Annotated in this window: 4 protein-coding genes (1 of these 4 cut by a window edge); 3 read left to right on the top strand and 1 reads right to left on the bottom strand. The window is 72.3% G+C overall.

Going from position 1 to position 2,500, the window contains the following annotated elements; translation table 11 throughout:
- On the bottom strand, positions 1 to 62 hold the beginning of the coding sequence (locus tag D9R14_RS16575; protein ID WP_245420849.1) for a TerB family tellurite resistance protein. The gene continues 643 nt to the left of window position 1, outside the view; the window shows 62 of its 705 coding nt (coding positions 1-62); the start codon lies at positions 60 to 62; the stop codon falls past the left edge of the window.
- A gap of 474 nt (positions 63 to 536) precedes the next feature.
- Here D9R14_RS16575 and D9R14_RS16570 point away from each other — a divergent pair, with 474 nt between their 5' ends.
- From D9R14_RS16570 to ftsL, 3 genes are all read left to right on the top strand, one after another.
- The gene (locus D9R14_RS16570; protein ID WP_121624464.1) at positions 537 to 1,010 is read left to right on the top strand and encodes a division/cell wall cluster transcriptional repressor MraZ; all 474 of its coding nucleotides are present in this window, start codon (positions 537 to 539) and stop codon (positions 1,008 to 1,010) included.
- Positions 1,007 to 2,044 (top strand): 16S rRNA (cytosine(1402)-N(4))-methyltransferase RsmH, encoded by a 1,038-nt coding sequence (gene rsmH / locus D9R14_RS16565; RefSeq protein WP_121624463.1) that lies wholly within the window; start codon positions 1,007 to 1,009, stop codon positions 2,042 to 2,044. Before D9R14_RS16570 ends, rsmH begins: the two co-directional genes overlap by 4 nt.
- A 5-nt stretch (positions 2,045 to 2,049) precedes the next feature.
- A partial coding sequence (ftsL, locus tag D9R14_RS16560; protein WP_121624462.1) for a cell division protein FtsL occupies positions 2,050 to 2,500 on the top strand: 451 nt, incomplete at its 3' end.

The following is a 2,500-nucleotide window of genomic DNA, read 5'->3' as shown; positions in this document are numbered from 1 at the left end:
GCGCCGAGCGGCCCGCCCAGCGCGAACCCCATGCCCGCTCCGCCGATCAATCCATAGGCCACGCCCGTCCTCCCGCACCGAAGGCAGGAGCTACGGCGTTCGCGTCGGTTTCTCAAGGGGGCGGGCGTTCGGGGAACCCCTCCCCCTGTGGGGAGGGTGGCGCGCGGAGAGGGTCGGACGCGCCTTTCGGCTGCCCGCGGAACGCGCGCTCCCACCTTGTCTCAAGGGGGGAGTCGACCGGGCACGGCGCGGAACCCCTCCCCCTCGCGGGGAGGGGCAGGGGTGGGGGTGTCGCCGTCCCGCACAAGCGCCGCTGCACCCCCCCACCCTGCCCTCCCCCACATGGGGGGAGGGTCGCCAGCGGAAGGGGGTTCCCTTCTTCGGGAGGCCGCGCGCAACCCGCTCTCCCACCACCAATCCATTGACGCCCATGATCTCCCATGTTAACCCATTGTTACCCAAGACATGACCGGGCGGCTTCTGCCGCCGAAGGGCGCGCAGCCTGCGCGTCCGCCGAGAGGGGGCAGCCGGGCGCCATGGACCGCTTCGTGTCCACCTACACGATGCGCCTCGACGCCAAGGGCCGGGTGTCCATTCCCGCGCCGTTCCGCGCGGTGCTGGCGAAGGACGGGGCGGAGAGCCTGCACTGCCACCCGAGCCTCGCCGAGCCGGCACTGGATGCGGGCGGTTCGCGGCTCCTGGGCGAGATCGAGGACCTGATCGCGCGCTATCCGCCCTATTCCGAAGCGCGCGAGCAGCTCGCCACCGCGCTCTACGGCACCAGCGAGAGCCTGCGCATCGATCCGGAGGGCCGGGTGGTGCTGACCGAGACGCAGAAGGCCCATGCCGGTATCGGCGACCATGTCGCCTTCGTCGGGCTCGGCCACAAGTTCAGGATGTGGGAACCGGACCGGCTCAAGGCCCATCTCGCGGAGGCCACCCGCAGGGTGCGCGAGCTGCGCCAGGCCATCGGCTCCCAGGCGGAGGGCCCAAAGGGCTCCCCGGCATGACGACGGACGGCGGAGCCGGTCTCCCCGGCGCCGCAGGCGGACCCGCCCGTCATCTGCCGGTGATGCTCGCCGAGGTCCTCGCGCACCTCGCGCCGAAGGATGCCGGCCATTATGTGGACGGCACCTTCGGCGCGGGCGGCTATACCCGCGCCATCCTTGCCGCCGCGGACTGCCGCGTGCTCGCCATCGACCGCGACGACAGCGCCATTGCCGCCGGCGCCGCGCTGGTCGCCGCCGCAGGCGGGCGGCTGACGCTGGTCCACGACCGGTTCTCGCGCCTCGACGCGGTGGCCGCGGAGCACGGCTTCGCCCCGCTCGACGGCGTGGTGCTCGACATCGGCGTGTCCTCCATGCAGCTCGACGAGGCCGAGCGCGGCTTCTCGTTCCGCCGCGACGGCCCGCTCGACATGCGCATGGGATCGGACGGCCCCTCGGCCGCGGACCTCGTGGCCGGGCTGGACGAGGCCGAGCTCGCCCACGTCATCTGGTCGCTGGGGGAGGAACGGCAGTCCCGCGCCATCGCCCGCGCCATCGTCAAGGCGCGCACGGACGCGCCCATCACCCGCACGGCCCAGCTTGCCGAGATCGTCGCCCGCGTGGTGTGGTCGAAGCCCGGCGAGGTGCATCCCGCCACCCGCACCTTCCAGGCGCTGCGCATCGCCGTGAACGAGGAACTGAACGAGCTGGGCGCCGCTTTGGTGGCCGCCGAGGCGGCGCTCAGGCCGGGCGGCCACCTGGTGGTGGTCACGTTCCATTCCCTTGAGGACAGGATCGTTAAGACTTTTCTGGCAAACCGGACGAAGGCACCGTCCGCGTCGCGCCACATGCCGCAAGCCGAAGGTCCGGCCCCCTCCTTCCGCCTCCTCGCCAAGGGTGCGGTGGAGCCCGGTCCGGAGGAGGTGGCGAGAAATCCCCGCTCCAGGTCCGCCAAGCTCAGGGCGGCGGAGCGGACGGACACCCCGGCGCATCCGGGCGGTGACGTGAGGGGGCTTCTTCCCGCCCCCTTCGTGCAACGTCAGGGGCGGAGACGCTAGGACCGATGCTGCGGGTGGCCAACGTCGTGATGGTGGTCGCGCTGCTCGTGACCGCCGGTGTGGTGTATCACCTCAAATACGCCTCCACCTCCGAAGCCGAGCGGCTTGCCAGCCTGCGGGTGCAGATCCGCAAGGAGCGCGAGGTCATCGGCCGGCTCAAGGCCGAGTGGGCGCGCCGCACCTCCCCCATCTACATCCAGGGCCTGGTGCAGCGTCACCTGGACCTCAAGCGGCTTGACGTGGATTCCATCTCCGATCTGTCCGATCTGCCCGAGCGCCCGCAGGGCAGCGACGACAAGATCGGCGGCATGATCGAGGCGCTGACCGACGCGCCGCTCGTCACCTCCTCCGTGAACCGGAGCGCACCCGCCGTCGCGGGCGCCGCCGGCTCCGCCGCGCCCGGCGTGCCGGCCGCCTCGGCGCTGCGCCAGCCCTCCGCGCCGAAGCCGCCCGCAC

Origin of the sequence: Xanthobacter tagetidis (assembly GCF_003667445.1) — a bacterium.
GTDB lineage: Bacteria > Pseudomonadota > Alphaproteobacteria > Rhizobiales > Xanthobacteraceae > Xanthobacter > Xanthobacter tagetidis.
Note: the sequence above shows the minus strand (reverse complement) of the source record. Positions and strands in the feature narration are given on the sequence as shown.

Excerpts from the sequence above, each read along its gene's own strand:
- D9R14_RS16570 (WP_121624464.1), top strand. The coding sequence starts at position 537 with ATGGACCGCTTCGTGTCCACCTACACGATGCGCCTCGACGCCAAGGGC.
- rsmH (WP_121624463.1), top strand. The coding sequence starts at position 1,007 with ATGACGACGGACGGCGGAGCCGGTCTCCCCGGCGCCGCAGGCGGACCC.